Annotated in this window: 14 protein-coding genes; 12 read left to right on the top strand and 2 right to left on the bottom strand. The window is 52.9% G+C overall.

Annotation, left to right across the window (positions count from 1 at the left end; genetic code table 11):
- Positions 1-70: 70 nt before the first annotated feature.
- From ampG to N5923_RS01115, 7 genes are all read left to right on the top strand, one after another.
- Complete coding sequence (gene ampG / locus N5923_RS01085) at positions 71-1,546, top strand: muropeptide MFS transporter AmpG (RefSeq protein WP_267141432.1); 1,476 nt, start codon at positions 71-73, stop codon at positions 1,544-1,546.
- Between the two features lie 453 nt (positions 1,547-1,999).
- Entirely contained in the window at positions 2,000-2,926 is a 927-nt protein-coding gene (cyoA, locus tag N5923_RS01090) for a cytochrome o ubiquinol oxidase subunit II (RefSeq protein WP_026111672.1), read from the top strand.
- Between the two features lie 4 nt (positions 2,927-2,930).
- Entirely contained in the window at positions 2,931-4,913 is a 1,983-nt protein-coding gene (cyoB, locus tag N5923_RS01095; RefSeq protein WP_267141433.1) for a cytochrome o ubiquinol oxidase subunit I, read from the top strand.
- Positions 4,913-5,524, top strand: coding sequence for a cytochrome o ubiquinol oxidase subunit III (locus N5923_RS01100; protein WP_267141434.1), 612 nt, complete (start codon positions 4,913-4,915; stop codon positions 5,522-5,524). The genes cyoB and N5923_RS01100 overlap by 1 nt, the downstream gene beginning before the upstream one ends.
- Complete coding sequence (locus tag N5923_RS01105) at positions 5,524-5,853, top strand: cytochrome o ubiquinol oxidase subunit IV (RefSeq protein WP_267141435.1); 330 nt, start codon at positions 5,524-5,526, stop codon at positions 5,851-5,853. Before N5923_RS01100 ends, N5923_RS01105 begins: the two co-directional genes overlap by 1 nt.
- Before the next feature lie 13 nt (positions 5,854-5,866).
- Positions 5,867-6,754, top strand: a complete 888-nt coding sequence (cyoE, locus tag N5923_RS01110; protein WP_017800929.1) for a heme o synthase — start codon at positions 5,867-5,869, stop codon at positions 6,752-6,754.
- A gap of 182 nt (positions 6,755-6,936) precedes the next feature.
- Complete coding sequence (locus N5923_RS01115) at positions 6,937-8,301, top strand: MFS transporter (RefSeq protein ID WP_267141436.1); 1,365 nt, start codon at positions 6,937-6,939, stop codon at positions 8,299-8,301.
- 64 nt (positions 8,302-8,365) lie between these two features.
- Here N5923_RS01115 and N5923_RS01120 read toward each other — a convergent pair whose 3' ends face one another.
- On the bottom strand, positions 8,366-8,857 hold the full coding sequence (locus N5923_RS01120; RefSeq protein ID WP_267141437.1) for a YajQ family cyclic di-GMP-binding protein: 492 nt from the start codon (positions 8,855-8,857) through the stop codon (positions 8,366-8,368).
- A gap of 138 nt (positions 8,858-8,995) precedes the next feature.
- On the opposite strand from N5923_RS01120, the gene panE reads away from it, so the two are divergent.
- Both panE and yajL read left to right on the top strand, forming a co-directional pair.
- Entirely contained in the window at positions 8,996-9,916 is a 921-nt protein-coding gene (gene panE, locus N5923_RS01125; protein ID WP_267141438.1) for a 2-dehydropantoate 2-reductase, read from the top strand.
- Entirely contained in the window at positions 9,870-10,475 is a 606-nt protein-coding gene (yajL, locus tag N5923_RS01130; protein ID WP_267141439.1) for a protein deglycase YajL, read from the top strand. The genes panE and yajL overlap by 47 nt, the downstream gene beginning before the upstream one ends.
- A gap of 135 nt (positions 10,476-10,610) precedes the next feature.
- On the opposite strand, the gene thiI is transcribed toward yajL, so the two are convergent.
- On the bottom strand, positions 10,611-12,059 hold the full coding sequence (thiI, locus tag N5923_RS01135) for a tRNA uracil 4-sulfurtransferase ThiI (protein WP_267141440.1): 1,449 nt from the start codon (positions 12,057-12,059) through the stop codon (positions 10,611-10,613).
- Between the two features lie 234 nt (positions 12,060-12,293).
- Here thiI and xseB point away from each other — a divergent pair, with 234 nt between their 5' ends.
- From xseB to dxs, 3 genes are read left to right on the top strand one after another with little or no spacing between them, the layout of a single operon-like run.
- Positions 12,294-12,536, top strand: coding sequence for an exodeoxyribonuclease VII small subunit (xseB, locus tag N5923_RS01140; RefSeq protein WP_267141441.1), 243 nt, complete (start codon positions 12,294-12,296; stop codon positions 12,534-12,536).
- Entirely contained in the window at positions 12,536-13,435 is a 900-nt protein-coding gene (gene ispA, locus N5923_RS01145) for a (2E,6E)-farnesyl diphosphate synthase (RefSeq protein WP_267141442.1), read from the top strand. Before xseB ends, ispA begins: the two co-directional genes overlap by 1 nt.
- Before the next feature lie 19 nt (positions 13,436-13,454).
- A complete protein-coding gene (gene dxs, locus N5923_RS01150; protein ID WP_267141443.1) occupies positions 13,455-15,320 on the top strand; it encodes a 1-deoxy-D-xylulose-5-phosphate synthase in 1,866 nt (621 codons plus the stop codon).
- Positions 15,321-15,398: the final 78 nt, after the last annotated feature.

Here is a 15,398-nt window from a genome sequence, read left to right on the forward strand (position 1 = left end):
CTACAGCAGGCATCGTAGGGGCGGCGTTCTCGCCGCCCGTGACGATAAATTGCATCGCCACAAGGATTTTATGGCCAATAATTACCTGCGCATTTTCGCTCAACGTAACGCCCTCCTCCTGTTGTTATTAGGTTTCGCTTCCGGATTACCCCTTGCTTTAACCTCCGGCACGCTACAGGCGTGGATGACGGTGGAAAACGTTGATCTGAAAACCATCGGTTTCTTTTCACTGGTCGGCCAGGCTTACGTGTTTAAGTTTCTCTGGGCGCCGATGATGGATCGCTACACGCCGCCGTTGTTTGGCCGTCGTCGTGGCTGGTTATTGATTTCGCAACTGCTGTTGATTGCCGGCATTGTGGCGATGGGCTTTATGGAGCCGTCACGCAACCTGACGCTGCTGGCGGCGCTGGCGGTACTGGTGGCATTTTGCTCCGCCTCGCAGGACATCGTTTTTGATGCATGGAAAACCGACGTGCTGCCACCGGAAGAGCGCGGTAGCGGCGCAGCGATCACCGTCCTGGGCTATCGGCTGGCGATGCTGGTCTCCGGCGGGCTGGCACTATGGCTGGCCGATCGCTATCTCGGCTGGCAGGCGACTTACTGGCTGATGGCGGCAATGATGGTGCCGGGGGTGATTGCCACCCTGTGCGCCAGAGAGCCCACCGATGCGATTCCCAAGCCGCGCAACCTGGAACAGGCGGTAATGGAGCCGCTGCGTGACTTCTTTAACCGCAACAATGCCTGGCTGATTCTTTCTTTAATTGTGCTGTATAAGCTTGGCGATGCCTTTGCCGCCAGCCTGACCACCACGTTTTTGATTCGCGGCGTCGGCTTTGATGCCGGCGAAGTCGGTCTGATTAATAAAACCTTCGGCCTGATCGCGACGATTGTCGGCGCGCTGCTCGGCGGCCTGCTGATGCAGCGAATGACCCTGTTCCGCGCCCTGATGCTGTTTGGTTTGTTGCAGGCGGTGTCGAATCTGGGTTACTGGATACTGTCGGTCACCGATAAACAGATGTTCAGTATGGCCAGCGCGGTGTTTGTCGAAAACCTGTGTGGCGGCATGGGCACCGCGGCCTTTGTCGCGCTACTGATGACGCTATGCAACAAATCGTTTTCCGCGACTCAGTTCGCCCTGCTCTCGGCGTTGTCAGCTGTCGGTCGCGTCTATGTCGGTCCGGCGGCAGGCTGGTTTGTTGAGCTGTGGGGCTGGCCAACCTTTTACGCGTTTTCGGTGGTGGCGGCATTACCGGGACTGCTGCTGCTGGCAGGCTGTAAACGCACGCTGGAATATACTCAGAACACCGACAGCTTTATGCCGCGCACCGCCTGGCCTGGCGGTTACCGCTGGGCGTTACGCGCGCTGACTGTGGGTTGTGTGCTGCTCGGTGTCTGGCTGCTGGTGCTGGCAATGAGTAGCCTGGGCTGGGTAAACAGTGGCGGATTGCTGACGCCGCTGTTTGAACTGGGTATGGCGCTGGCGTTGTGTGGCATTGTGATTGGTTCGCTGCTCGACTACCTCGCGCTGCGAAAATCAGCGATATAAAATAATCATCAGGCGATAAATTGCGCAAATCGTGATTTATCGCTAGTCTGATTTACGGCAAAGAGCAAAATTTCCCCATTCAGGTCAATTTTAAAAAAATAGCACAATAAAGTATCCTGCCTGTTGGCCGATATTACAAACCGGTGAGTAATTAATTTTGTATAATTAATATCTCTCAAATGATGCAGAGTTGTTAAATATTTGAGTCCGGTATTCGCTGTTTATATCAGCGGCGATTTTTCCTCAGAAAAACCAGGTCAATTCTGTTATATTAATGTCAACTCATTGTGCTCGTTAATATTTTGTCATTTTGAGTAACATCTGTGACACCCTTAGCAAAAGGTGTCAACACCGGCCTGACACAACCTTAAGCTGGTTTACAGTGCCGAAACCTTCCCGTAAAATGCCGCCACACTTAAACGACAATAGAGCCCTTGTCATTGAGGTCGTTAAATGAGACTCAGGAAATACAATAAAAGTTTGGGGATTTTGTCATTAATTGCAGGCACTTTATTAGTAAGTGGCTGTGATAGTGCATTGTTAAGTCCCAAAGGACAGGTTGCATTGGAGCAACGTTCGTTGATACTGACCGCCTTCGGTTTGATGATGATCGTCGTTATTCCGGCAGTCCTGATGGCTGTAGTGTTCGCCTGGAAATATCGGGCATCCAACACAAAGGCAAAATACAGTCCTAACTGGTCACACTCGAATAAAGTGGAAGCCGTAGTCTGGACCGTACCGGTTCTGATCATCGTGTTCCTTGGCATTCTGACGTGGAAATCAACCCACGCGCTGGATCCTGCCAAGCCAATTGCTTCTGATGTGAAGCCAATTGAGATCGATGTGGTGGCGCTGGATTGGAAATGGCTGTTTATCTACCCGGAACAGGGTATTGCAACTGTTAACCAGATCGCTTTCCCGGCTAACACGCCGGTGAACTTTAAGATCACCTCCAATTCTGTCATGAACTCCTTCTTCATTCCTACCCTTGGTAGCCAGATTTACGCTATGGCGGGTATGCAGACTAAACTGCACTTAATTGCGAATGAACCTGGCACGTTTGACGGCATCTCTTCCAACTTTAGTGGTAAAGGCTTCTCTGGCATGAAGTTTAAAGCCATCGCCACCGCTAACCAGGCTGACTTTGAGCAGTGGGTAGCGAAAGCGAAACAGTCGCCGAACACATTAACCACGATGGATGAATTTGAAAAAATCGCTGCACCTAGCGAAAACCATCCAGTTGAGTTCTTCTCTACCGCTGATCCTGAATTGTTCAAGCAAGTTATTGGCAAATTCAAGATGAGCCACGGGAAGATGGACATGTCTGAGCACGAAGGCATGGACATGAGCGAAGCATCCCATGCTGGAGCCGAGGAATAAAACGATGTTGGGAAAATTAACCCTGGACGCAGTACCGTTACACGAGCCAATTATCGTGATTACGGTTGCCGCCATCATTCTTGGTGGTCTGGCAGTAGCTGGCGCAATCACTTACTTCGGTAAGTGGAAATACCTGTGGACCGAATGGCTGACGTCTGTTGACCATAAACGTCTCGGTATCATGTATATCATTATGGCTTTCGTCATGTTGCTGCGCGGCTTTGCCGATGCGGTAATGATGCGTAGCCAGCAGGTGCTTGCTTCGGCAGGCGAGGCCGGATTCCTGCCGCCTCATCACTACGACCAGATCTTTACCGCCCACGGCGTGATTATGATCTTCTTCGTAGCGATGCCGTTTGTTGTCGGTCTGATGAACATCGCTGTTCCTCTGCAGATTGGCGCACGCGACGTGGCCTTCCCGTTCCTGAACAACCTCAGCTTCTGGTTTACTGCTGTCGGTGTGGTTCTGGTTAACCTTTCACTGGGTGTGGGCGAATTCGCGCAGACCGGCTGGCTGGCATACCCACCACTCTCCGGGGCAGAATACAGTCCGGGGGTCGGGGTCGATTACTGGATATGGAGTCTGCAGTTATCCGGTATTGGTACGACATTAACCGGGATTAACTTCTTCGTTACTATCCTGAAAATGCGTGCGCCGGGCATGACCATGTTCAAGATGCCAGTCTTTACCTGGGCATCACTCTGCACCAACGTTCTGATTATCGCTTCCTTCCCGGTTCTGACCGTGACGCTGGCGTTGCTGACCCTTGACCGTTATCTGGGCTTCCATTTCTTTACCAATGATATGGGCGGCAACATGATGATGTACGTCAACCTGATTTGGGTTTGGGGTCATCCGGAAGTGTATATTCTGGTTCTGCCGGTCTTTGGTGTGTTCTCCGAAGTGGTTGCAACCTTCTCTAAAAAACGTCTGTTTGGTTACACCTCTCTGGTATGGGCGACAGTAGTCATTACTGTGCTGTCCTTTATCGTATGGCTGCACCACTTCTTCACCATGGGTGCAGGCGCGAACGTTAACGCCTTCTTCGGTATTATGACGATGATTATCGCCATCCCGACCGGTGTTAAAATCTTTAACTGGCTGTTTACCATGTATCAGGGCCGCATTCAGATGCACTCTGCTATGTTGTGGACTGTTGGCTTCCTGGTCACCTTCTCTGTGGGTGGTATGACCGGTGTTCTGCTGGCGGTTCCTGGTGCTGACTTCGTTCTGCACAACAGTCTGTTCCTGATTGCGCACTTCCATAACGTCATTATCGGTGGTGTGGTCTTCGGTTGTTTCGCGGGTGTGACTTACTGGTTCCCGAAAGCATTCGGTTTCACTCTGAACGAAACCTGGGGTATCCGTGCATTCTGGTTCTGGATTATCGGCTTCTTCACCGCCTTTATGCCACTGTACGTGCTGGGCTTTATGGGTATGACCCGTCGCCTGAGCCAGGACATCGATCCTCAGTTCCACCCGATGCTGGTTGTTGCAGCCTTCGGCGCCGCGCTGATTGCATGTGGTGTGGTTTGTCAGCTGATTCAGTTCTACGTCTCTGTACGTGACCGTGAGCAGCTGCGCGATGTGACCGGTGACCCGTGGGGCGGCCGTACTCTGGAGTGGGCAACCTCTTCTCCACCGCCGTTCTATAACTTTGCGGTTATTCCTGAAGTTCACGAACGTGATGCTTTCTGGGAGATCAAAGAGAAAGGTGAAGCGTACAAGCAGCCAGCACATTACGAAGAGATCCACATGCCGAAGAACAGCGGCGCGGGTGTCGTAATTGGTTTCTTTGCTCTGGTCTTTGGTTTCGCTGCTATCTGGCACATCTGGTGGTTAGTCGGTCTGTCGTTCCTCGGTATGATCCTGAGCTGGGTTATTAAGAGCTTCGACGAAGACGTTGACTACTATGTACCGGTTGCAGAAGTCGAGAAAATCGAGAATCAGCACTTTGACGAAATTACCAAAGCAGGCCTGAAATAATGTCAACTGAAACTCTGAAACACCACGACGCCCATGCGGAGCATGGGCATCACGATGCAGGAGCCAATAAAGTCTTTGGCTTCTGGATCTACCTGATGAGTGACTGCATTATCTTCGCAACCTTGTTTGCGACCTATGCAGTAATGGTTAACAGCACCGCGGGCGGCCCGGCTGGCAAGGATATTTTTGAACTGCCATTCGTGCTGGTTGAAACCGCCCTGCTGTTACTGAGCTCCATTACCTATGGCTTTGCCGTTATCAGCATGGGTAAAGGCAGCAAATCAACCGTGATCGGTTGGCTGGCACTGACTTTCCTGTTCGGTCTCGGCTTTATCGGGATGGAAATCTATGAATTCCATCACCTGATTGCTGAAGGCTTTGGTCCGCAGCGCAGTGGTTTCCTGTCAGCGTTCTTTACGCTGGTCGGCACCCACGGTCTGCACGTGACCTCAGGTCTGATCTGGATGCTGGTACTGATGTATCAGATCTCCCGTCGTGGCCTGACCGAAACCAACCGTACACGCATTATGTGTCTGAGCATGTTCTGGCACTTCCTTGACGTGGTATGGATCTGTGTATTTACCATTGTCTATCTGATGGGAGCCATGTAATGAGTCATTCTGTAAACGACCATGGTGCAGCTCACGGTAGCGTGAAGTCTTATATGATCGGCTTTGTTCTGTCGATCATTCTGACCGGTATTCCGTTCTGGATGGTAATGGATGGTGGGGCAACCCACAGTACTATCCTCGCTGTCGTTCTGATTTGTGCGGTAGTTCAGGTGCTGGTGCACCTGGGTTACTTCCTGCATCTGAACACTAAAACCGAAGATGGATGGAACATGATTGCCATTGTGTTTGCGGCACTCATTATCCTGATCGTTGTTGTTGGCTCGATATGGATTATGTGGAACCTCAACTACAATATGATGGTTCACTAAAGAGTCGCCTGTGATGATTAAGCAATACCTGCAAGTAACGAAACCAGGAATTATTTTCGGAAATTTAATTTCTGTCATCGGGGGATTCCTGCTCGCCTCAAAAGGCAGCATCGATTATTCCCTGTTTCTCACCACCCTGGTCGGTGTTTCGCTGGTGGTCGCATCGGGTTGTGTTTATAACAACTTTATCGACCGTGACATCGACAAAAAAATGGAGAGAACGAAAAACCGAGTGATGGTCAAAGGACTTATCTCTCCGACAGTAATCCTGGTGTATGCAACCGTTCTGGGTATTGCTGGCTTTGCGTTGCTGTACCTTGGCGCTAATCCACTGGCCATGTGGCTGGCGGTGATGGGCTTTGTGATTTACGTGGGCGTATACAGTCTGTATATGAAGCGTAACTCAGTGTATGGCACGTTGATCGGTAGCCTTTCCGGCGCAGCGCCGCCGGTTATTGGCTACTGCGCAGTAACCAATGAGTTTGATGCCGGAGCATTGATCCTGCTGGCGATCTTTAGCCTGTGGCAGATGCCGCACTCCTATGCGATTGCCATCTTCCGCTTTAAAGATTACCAGGCAGCCAATATTCCGGTGCTGCCGGTAGTGAAAGGCATCTCTGTGGCGAAACACCATATCACGGTGTATATCATCGCGTTTATGGTCGCCACCCTGATGCTGACGCTGAGCGGTTATGCCGGTTACAAATATCTGGTGGTTGCTGCGGCAGTCAGCGTGTGGTGGTTGGGAATGGCATTACGCGGTTACAAGACGTCGAACGATGGTGTCTGGGCGCGTAAACTGTTTGTCTTCTCAATTGTCGCCATCACGGCTCTTAGCGTGATGATGTCAGTCGACTTTATGGCTCCGGCCTCGAAAGATTTACTGACCTACGTCTGGTAACGGCGGAAAGACATCACTAAGGGCGCGTATTACCCCCGGGTATATCGCGCCCTTTCTTTTTGTTACCTCTTAATGTTTTACCCGCCCTGCGCAGAACCTTAAAATACGGTCGGCAAATTAAGAACCTATACCAACAGGTTATTTCGTAATGCCTGTTGGTATAGACTCTCACTGAGGTTTTAATGAACGATAATAAAATGACTCCGGTCGAGCTACGCGCGACATGGGGTTTAGGAACGGTTTTTTCCCTGCGGATGCTGGGAATGTTTATGGTGTTACCGGTCCTGACCACGTATGGCATGGCATTGCAGGGTGCCAGTGAAACGCTGATTGGCCTCGCGATTGGCATCTATGGTCTGGCGCAGGCACTGTTTCAGATCCCGTTTGGTCTGCTCTCCGATCGTATCGGGCGTAAGCCGCTGATTGTTGGCGGCCTGTTAGTGTTTGTACTTGGCAGTATCATCGCCGCCTGCACCACTTCGATTTGGGGGGTGATTCTTGGCCGCGCATTGCAGGGTTCCGGCGCGATTGCCGCGGCGGTGATGGCGCTGCTGTCCGACTTAACGCGTGAACAGAACCGCACCAAGGCGATGGCGTTTATTGGCATCAGTTTCGGCATTACCTTTGCTATCGCGATGGTCGTCGGGCCGATTGTCACCCATGCCTTTGGATTGCATGCGCTGTTCTGGATGATTGCGCTGCTGGCGACGCTGGGCATTGTGATCACCCTGCTGGTGGTGCCCTCCTCCCCGCATCATGTCTTAAATCGCGAGTCCGGTATGGTCAAAGCCAGTATTCGTGAAGTGCTGGCCAACCCGCGCCTGCTGAAACTGAACTTCGGTATCCTCTGTCTGCATATCCTGCTGATGTCGAGCTTTGTCGCCCTGCCCGGCCAGTTTGAACAGGCGGGCTTTCCGGCTGAGCAGCACTGGAAGGTCTATCTGCTGACCATGCTGGTGGCCTTTGCCGGCGTGATCCCTTTTATCATTTACGCCGAAGTGAAGCGCCGGATGAAGCGGGTATTTATCAGCTGCGTGGCGCTGATTCTGATTGCCGAAATTGTGCTGTGGGGCGCAGGCGGCCACTTCTGGACCTTAGTGGTCGGTCTGCAACTGTTCTTTATCGCCTTTAATCTGATGGAAGCGATTCTGCCCTCCCTGATCAGTAAAGAGTCTCCCGCAGGCTATAAAGGCACGGCAATGGGGGTCTACTCCACCAGCCAGTTTATCGGCGTGGCGATTGGCGGCAGTCTCGGCGGCTGGATCTACGGCAACTTCGATGGACAGAGCGTATTTCTGCTTGGCGCGGTACTGGCGACGCTGTGGTTATTTGTCAGCTTCAGCATGAAAGAGCCGCCGTATGTCAGCAGCCTGCGGATTACGTTGCAGGAAGCGCAGGGTAGTTTTGAAAAAGTGGAGCAGCGTCTGAAGGCGCAACCGGGCGTGAGTGCCGTGTTTATCGTGCCGGAAGAGAAAAGCGCTTATGTGAAGATTGACAGTAAAGTGACGAATCGCGTGGAGTTAGAGGCACTGGTGGCTTCGGCGTAATCGTTACAGTGGGCGGCGATAACGCCGCCCCTACAAGATTTCAGAAAATCCGTCGCCCTTTCTGTTAATCGCGGAAGTTTTTAAACTGGAACGGCTGCCCCAGCTCTCCTTTCTTCACCAGCGCCATCGCGCTCTGCAAGTCATCACGCGACTTACCATTTACCCGTACTTCTTCGCCCTGAATCTGCGACTGCACTTTAATTTTGCTATCTTTAATCAGCTTAACGATTTTTTTTGCCATTTCGGGTTCGATGCCCTGCTTCATTTTGGCTTCGACGCTCCAGGTTTTACCGCTATGCTCAATCTGTTCCGCGACGTCGAGGGAGGCGCCTTCAATGCCACGCTTCAGCAGCTTCTCGCGCAGAATATCCACCAGCTGTTTCACCTGGAAATCCGATTCGCTGATAACTTTGATTGATTCGTTTTTCTCATTCAGCTCATAGCTGGCGGTGACATTACGAAAATCGAAGCGCGTGGACAGCTCACGGTTGGCATTTTCCACCGCATTGCGTACTTCTTGCATGTCGATTTCAGAAACGATATCGAAAGATGGCATGATTTCTTCTCCAGATTCTAAAGTGACATGCATAATACTCGCTTGTGGCGGTCAAATAAAACCGCCAGCGGAGAAAGCTATAATTAAAGCTGTGTGCTGCTAAATGGCACAGCAAAAACCCGCACGCGGGGAGGAAGAATGAAAATTACCGTTCTGGGTTGCGGTGCGTTAGGGCAGATTTGGCTGTCTGCGCTGGATCAACAGGGACATGAGGTACAGGGATGGTTACGCGTTCCACAGCCCTACTGCTCAGTGAACGTTATCGATCTCGACGGCCAGGTGATTAATAAGACCTATATTGCTAACGATCCGCTGTTTCTGGCTGAGAGTGAACTGCTGCTGGTGACGCTGAAAGCCTGGCAGGTATCGGAAGCGGTACGTAATCTGCAAACGCTGCTGCCGCAACACTGCCCGATACTGCTGCTGCATAACGGTATGGGAACCATCGATGAACTGAAAAGTCTGCCGCAGCCAATTCTGCAGGGTATCACTACCCATGCGGCAAAACGTGATGGCACGGTAATCATCCATGTTGCTAACGGTATCACCCATATTGGCCCCGGCACACCGGAGAGCGCCAGCCTGAGTGAGCTGGCCGACACCCTGCATCATGCGTTGCCGGATGTCGCCTGGCATAATCATATGGCCTCCACCAGCTGGCAAAAACTGGCGGTTAACTGCGTGATCAACCCGCTGACGGTGATCTATGACTGCCGCAATGGCGATTTACTGTCGTATCGCGATGAGATCAGCCGTTTATGCGAGGAGATTGCCACGGTCATGGAACGTGAAGGCCAGCACACCTCGCGCGACAGTCTGGTGGACTATGTGCTGGCGATTATCGACAGTACTGCCGCCAATACCTCGTCGATGCTGCAGGATATCCGCAGCCAGCGCCGCACCGAAATTGAATATATTACCGGCTACCTGCTGCGCCGGGCGCGCGCGCAGGGTATTACCACCCCGGAAAACAGTCGTCTGTATGAATTGGTTAAGCGAAAGGAGCAAGATTATGAACGCGAGCGCATCGGTGCTGGTTTGCCTGGCACATGGAACTGAGGAGACGGAAGCGGTCACCACCATCGATTTACTGGTGCGTGGCGGCCTGAAGGTCACTACCGCCAGCGTGGAGAGCAACGGCGAGCGCGAGATTGTCTGTTCCCGTGGCGTACGCCTGCTGGCGGATGCGCCGTTGGTGGAAGTGGCGGATAACGATTTTGCCGCAATTGTGTTGCCAGGCGGGCTGAAAGGCGCAGAAACCTTTCGCGACAGTCCGTTGCTGGTGGAGAGCGTACGCCAGTTTCACCTGTCCGGCAGGATTGTCGCCGCTATCTGTGCCGCCGCCGGTACGGTACTCGTGCCCCATAATCTGTTCCCGGTCGGCAATATGACCGGTTATCCCGGTCTGAAAGAGACCATTCCGCAAGGAAAGTGGATGGATAAGCGTGTGGTGTGGGATCCGCGCGTCAATTTACTTACCAGCCAGGGACCGGGCACCGCGATCGACTTTGCGCTGAAACTGATCGACCTGATTGCAGGTAAAGAGAAAGCCCATGAGGTGGCATCACAACTGGTGCTGGCGGCGGGAATTTTTGATTATCGCGAATGGGTGGAATAACCCAAACGCGCTGGAACATCCCAGGGGAGCCGTTTTCGGCTCCCGTTGCAAACCATCAGCACGGGCGGCGAGAACGCTGTCATTACGGCCTGTGCAAACCATTGGCACGGGCGGCGAGAACGCCGCCCCTACAGTTTACGGGCGATAGACTTTAACGTTATTAAAGCCCTGCTCGTGCAGATAGAGCGCCTGCAGGCGGCTCATCACGCCACGGTCGCAGTAGAGCAACCAGGTTTTACTCTGGTCGAGATCGCCAAACTGGGTGCTGAGTTTGTAGAACGGCAGTGATTTCACTTCCATCCCTTCGATATTCAGCGGCTTGTCGTCCTGCTCGTCAATCGAACGAATATCCAGCACCACGTCATTACCACCGAACGAGGCGACAGTTTCAACTTCAACCACCTCTTCCTGCGCTTTCTCGGCGATTTCGCGAATATCGACATTGTTAGCCTGCTCAATCACCTGATCGAGAATAGCAAAATCGAAATTCAGCTCTTCCGCTTCGATTCTGGCTTTCACCGCTTTCACCGTCGGACTTTTCGAAATCACACCGCAATATTCCGGGATAGTACGGGCAAAATCTTCAGTGCCGATCTGGCGCGCCAGATTGATAATGTGCTCTTTATCATGCGAAATCAGCGGACGCAGGATCAGGGTATCGCTGGCGTTATCAATCAGACGCAGGTTGGTCAGCGTCTGGCTGGAAACCTGCCCCAGCGCTTCGCCAGTGACCAGCGCCTGCACGCCGTAGCGTTCAGCAACGCGTGAAGCCGCACGCACCATCATACGTTTCAGCACCACGCCCATCTGGCCGTCGTCGATTTTTTCGAGGATCTCGCCGACCACGGGTTCAAAGTTGATAGCGACAAAACGCACGCGATGCGAACTGCCAAAACGGTTCCAAAGATAGTGTGCAACCTGACGTACCCCAATTTCATGGGCAGCGCCGCCAAGATTAAAGAAGCAGTAGTGCACACGGCAGCCGCGACGCATCAACATATAGCTGGATACGCCGGAGTCGAAGCCACCGGAGATCAGCGACAGCACATCTTCCTGGGTACCAATCGGGAAACCACCAATACCTTCGTGACGTGCGGTGACCAGAATCAGCCGATCGTCTTCGATTTCGAGGTTAACCGTCACTTCCGGTTTATTCAGCTTCACCTGCGCGGTCGCGACATGCTGATTAAGACCACCGCCGACATAGCGCTCGACATCCTGGGAGCTGAATTCATGCTTGCCACGACGTTTTACGCGCACGCAGAAGGTTTTGCCTTCAATACGTTCACGGTTCATCTCCAGCGTCTGCTCGAAGATATTGTGCACATCGGTGTATTCGCGATCTTCGACCGCCAGGATATGGTGAATGCCTGGGATACGCGTGAGCAGATCGACAATAGTGGCACGACGCTCTTCATGTTTGGAGCGCACTTCAATATGATCCCAGTGACGTACAACGGCGAGGGAATCATCATGGTTTTTAAGAACGTTTCGAATATTCCCCGTCAGAATTTTGATAAAGCGCAAACGCACAGATTGGCTTTTGATCGTGATTTCGGGGAACAATTTAATGATAAACTTCATGGCGGCAAGGGTTCACTGGACAATTAAGTGCTAAAAATCGAAGCACTTAGCTGTTAAAATCAAGAGTATTGCAAAATGGCCTCAGCCCTTTGCATCCGAGGCGCAAAAGTATATCACCTTTGAATGGCGACTGCTTCAGCAACCGCCGCCCACATCATTATTTTGCGAATTAATTTTAGTCGGCTACCATAACCGATTGCATGATGATGAAAAACCACTGAGCAGAGTCGTATTATGCCGAAAAAAGCCGAACAGCCCGCCAGCTTCGAAACTTCACTGCAGCAGCTTGAACAGATTGTTACCCGTCTGGAAAGTGGCGATCTGCCGCTGGAAGAGGCGCTCAATGAATTCGAACGTGGCGTCCAGCTGGCGCGTACCGGTCAGCAGAAATTGCAGCAGGCCGAACAGCGCGTACAAATCTTATTGAGTGACGATAAAGACGCAGAACTGGCCCCTTTTACGCCGGACAGTGAATAATGGATTTCTCCAGGTTACTCAACGCGTATCACGATCGCGTTAATGCCGCGCTGACCCGGCTGTTAGGTCCACTCCCTTTTCAGAGTTCTCCTCTGGTTAATGCCATGGAATATGGGGCATTATTAGGGGGTAAAAGATTACGTCCGTTTCTGGTTTACGCCACCGGCGAAATGTTAAAAGCCGATCCGGCCAGCCTTGATGCACCAGCTGCCGCAGTGGAGTGTATTCACGCCTATTCCCTGATTCACGACGATTTACCGGCGATGGATAACGACAGCCTGCGTCGTGGCCAGCCAACCTGCCATATTAAATTTGGTGAAGACACAGCAATTCTGGCGGGAGACGCCCTGCAGACGCTGGCGTTTTCGATCCTTGCCGATCAACCGATGCCGGGCGTCAGCGCGCAGGATCGTATCGCGATGATTTCCGAACTGGCGCAGGCCAGCGGCGTTGCCGGCATGTGCGGCGGCCAGGCGCTGGATCTGGCGGCTGAAGGTAAACAGATTGATTTAGCGGCGCTGGAACAGATCCATCGCCATAAAACCGGCGCCCTGATCCGTGCCGCCGTGCGTTTAGGCGCACTGACCGCCGGTGAACGCGGACGTCAGGCGCTGCCGGCGCTCGATCGTTACGCCAGCGCCATAGGTTTAGCTTTCCAGGTACAGGACGATATTCTGGATGTTGTGGGTGATACCGCGGTGCTGGGCAAACGCCAGGGCGCCGATCAGGATTTAGGTAAAAGCACCTATCCAGCGTTAATGGGGCTGGAAAATGCCCGTGCAAAAGCCTGGGATCTGTATCAGGAATCCCTCAGCGCTTTAGACACGCTTGCTGCGCAATCTTTAAATACAACGTCATTACAAACGTTAGCAAGCTTCATAATTGAACGCGATAAATAACAGCCACGATGAGTCTCTGATGAGTTTTGATATTGCAAAATACCCAACATTAGCCCTGGCAAATTCGGTACAAGAGTTACGCTTATTACCGAAAGAGAGCCTGCCAAAGCTGTGTGATGAGCTGCGACAATATTTGCTCGCCAGCGTAAGCCGCTCCAGCGGACATTTTGCTTCCGGGCTTGGCGTGGTCGAGCTGACGGTTGCCCTGCATTACGTCTATAACACGCCTTTCGATCACCTGGTGTGGGATGTAGGTCACCAGGCTTATCCGCACAAAATTCTCACTGGCCGCCGTGAACGCATCGGCACCATTCGCCAGAAAAACGGTTTGCACCCTTTCCCGTGGCGTGAAGAGAGTGAATATGACGTGCTGAACGTCGGTCACTCCTCGACATCGATTAGTGCCGGACTGGGTATGGCGGTAGCGGCTGAAAAAGAGGCCAAAGGCCGCCGCACCGCCTGTGTGATTGGCGATGGCGCGATCACTGCCGGTATGGCGTTTGAAGCGATGAACCACGCGGGCGATATCAAACCCGATCTGCTGGTGGTGCTGAACGATAATGAAATGTCGATCTCGGAAAACGTTGGCGCACTGAATAATCGCCTGGCGCAGATCCTCTCCGGTAAAACCTATGCGCGTCTGCGTGAAGGCGGCAAAAAAGTGCTGACTGGCCTGCCGCCAATCAAAGAACTGGTGAAACGCACTGAAGAGCACCTGAAAGGCATGGTGGTGCCGGGTACGCTGTTTGAAGAGCTGGGCTTTAACTATATTGGCCCGGTAGATGGCCATGATGTGCTGGCGCTGGTACAGACGCTGAAGAATATGCGCAGCCTGAAAGGGCCGCAGTTCCTGCATGTGATGACCAAAAAAGGCAAAGGCTACGCCCCGGCCGAGAAAGACCCAATTAGCTGGCACGCGGTGCCGAAATTCGATCCGGCCAGCGGCCTGCTGCCAAAAAGCGCGGAAGGTCTGCCGAGCTACTCGAAAATTTTCGGCAACTGGCTGAGCGAAACCGCCGCCGATGACAGCAAATTAATGGCTGTCACCCCGGCAATGCGTGAAGGTTCCGGTATGGTAGCGTTTTCCCGCGACTATCCGGCGCAATACTTTGATGTGGCGATTGCTGAGCAGCATGCAGTGACCTTTGCCGCCGGCCTGGCGATTGGTGGCTATAAGCCGGTGGTGGCGATCTACTCCACCTTCCTGCAACGTGCCTATGATCAGCTGATCCATGATGTGGCGATCCAGAAGCTGCCGGTACTGTTTGCTATCGATCGTGGCGGCATTGTCGGCGCCGACGGCCAGACCCACCAGGGGGCGTTTGATATCGCCTTCCTGCGCTGTATTCCGGGCATGGTGATTATGACGCCAAGCGATGAAAACGAATGTCGCCAGATGCTGTATACCGGTTATCACTATGCCGACGGCCCGAGTGCGGTGCGCTATCCACGCGGTACCGGCACTGGCGCCACGCTGGAGCCACTGGCGGCGCTGCCGTTAGGCAAAGGCGTGAAGAAACGCGACGGTGACAAACTGGCGATCCTTAACTTTGGCACTCTGCTGCCGGAAGCGGCGGCGGCGGCTGAAGCGCTGAACGCCACGCTGGTCGATATGCGTTTTGTTAAACCACTCGACGAAGCGCTGATTCTGCAACTGGCGGCCAGCCATGAAGCGCTGGTGACGCTGGAAGAAGGCGCCATCATGGGCGGCGCCGGTAGCGGCGTTAATGAGCTGCTGATGGCCAAACGTCGTCCGGTACCGGTGCTGAATATTGGTCTGCCCGACCAGTTTATTCCACAGGGTACCCAGGATGAAGTACGTCATGATTTTCAGCTGGATGCTGAAGGTATTCGTTCACAAATCAGCAACTGGCTGGCGTTGTAGGGGAGTCACTCCCGGCTCCCCTGCCTATACTTTGCACCTCCGGGCGGCGTGAATGCCGCCTCTACGCAAACAGCAGGA

It is taken from the genome of Winslowiella arboricola (genome assembly GCF_025527015.1).
In the GTDB taxonomy this organism is placed as follows: Bacteria; Pseudomonadota; Gammaproteobacteria; order Enterobacterales; family Enterobacteriaceae; genus Erwinia; species Erwinia arboricola.

Coding starts and splice junctions, on each gene's coding strand:
- ampG (WP_267141432.1), top strand. CDS start 71: ATGGCCAATAATTACCTGCGCATTTTCGCTCAACGTAACGCCCTCCTC.
- cyoA (WP_026111672.1), top strand. CDS start 2,000: ATGAGACTCAGGAAATACAATAAAAGTTTGGGGATTTTGTCATTAATT.
- cyoB (WP_267141433.1), top strand. CDS start 2,931: ATGTTGGGAAAATTAACCCTGGACGCAGTACCGTTACACGAGCCAATT.
- N5923_RS01100 (WP_267141434.1), top strand. CDS start 4,913: ATGTCAACTGAAACTCTGAAACACCACGACGCCCATGCGGAGCATGGG.
- N5923_RS01105 (WP_267141435.1), top strand. CDS start 5,524: ATGAGTCATTCTGTAAACGACCATGGTGCAGCTCACGGTAGCGTGAAG.
- cyoE (WP_017800929.1), top strand. CDS start 5,867: ATGATTAAGCAATACCTGCAAGTAACGAAACCAGGAATTATTTTCGGA.
- N5923_RS01115 (WP_267141436.1), top strand. CDS start 6,937: ATGAACGATAATAAAATGACTCCGGTCGAGCTACGCGCGACATGGGGT.
- N5923_RS01120 (WP_267141437.1), bottom strand. CDS start 8,857: ATGCCATCTTTCGATATCGTTTCTGAAATCGACATGCAAGAAGTACGC.
- panE (WP_267141438.1), top strand. CDS start 8,996: ATGAAAATTACCGTTCTGGGTTGCGGTGCGTTAGGGCAGATTTGGCTG.
- yajL (WP_267141439.1), top strand. CDS start 9,870: ATGAACGCGAGCGCATCGGTGCTGGTTTGCCTGGCACATGGAACTGAG.
- thiI (WP_267141440.1), bottom strand. CDS start 12,059: ATGAAGTTTATCATTAAATTGTTCCCCGAAATCACGATCAAAAGCCAA.
- xseB (WP_267141441.1), top strand. CDS start 12,294: ATGCCGAAAAAAGCCGAACAGCCCGCCAGCTTCGAAACTTCACTGCAG.
- ispA (WP_267141442.1), top strand. CDS start 12,536: ATGGATTTCTCCAGGTTACTCAACGCGTATCACGATCGCGTTAATGCC.
- dxs (WP_267141443.1), top strand. CDS start 13,455: ATGAGTTTTGATATTGCAAAATACCCAACATTAGCCCTGGCAAATTCG.